Source organism: Endoryza foliicola (assembly GCF_050589245.1).
In the GTDB taxonomy this organism is placed as follows: domain Bacteria; phylum Bacteroidota; class Bacteroidia; order Chitinophagales; family Chitinophagaceae; genus Endoryza; species Endoryza foliicola.
Genome location: NZ_JBOBEW010000039.1, coordinates 1 through 514, shown reverse-complemented (window position 1 = coordinate 514; position 514 = coordinate 1). Strand labels below are relative to the sequence as shown.

The window sequence follows — 514 nt, the reverse complement described above, 5'->3', positions numbered from 1 at the left end:
TATCGATATTGTAAGCGTTGCAAACACTAGACAAGATCTAAGTCCAGGTAGTTTCCCTGATGAAAGACTTTTGCAGAGTGTTAAATCCTATAGTTTGAATAGTCTAAATACGTTTACTCAAACTAAGCAAACAGATTTTTTCTTCTCCTATTTTGCTGTTGGAGCGCCTTATGGGGATAAGAGGCTGCGTCTAGATAGTATTAAAGAAATCCCAATTGGAACGGGTACAGTTTCGAAGCCGGCTTATGTTTTTGAGTATAATAATTCAGTTCCAACACCATCATTTGAAAACGCTTCGATAGATCATTGGGGCTATTTCAATGGCACAGACGGGGTTTCACATTTGGTCCCTACTGTTGTAGTTGATGGAGTTAGCTATGGTCTAGGTGCGAATCGGGAACCTTCACTTTATTATACTCAGACCTGCATTCTTCAAAAAATCAAGTATCCAACTGGTGGATATACTACGTTTGAATACGAGTTGAATGAGGGTAAAGATCAAAATACAAATATT

At 38.1% G+C, this 514-nt stretch carries 1 protein-coding gene; it reads left to right on the top strand.

From position 1 onward, the window contains the following. Window positions 1–94 precede the first annotated feature (94 nt). Window positions 95–514, top strand: a 420-nt coding sequence (locus tag ACQ2HE_RS19915; RefSeq protein WP_430901959.1) for a hypothetical protein, incomplete at its 3' end; no start/stop codon positions are given.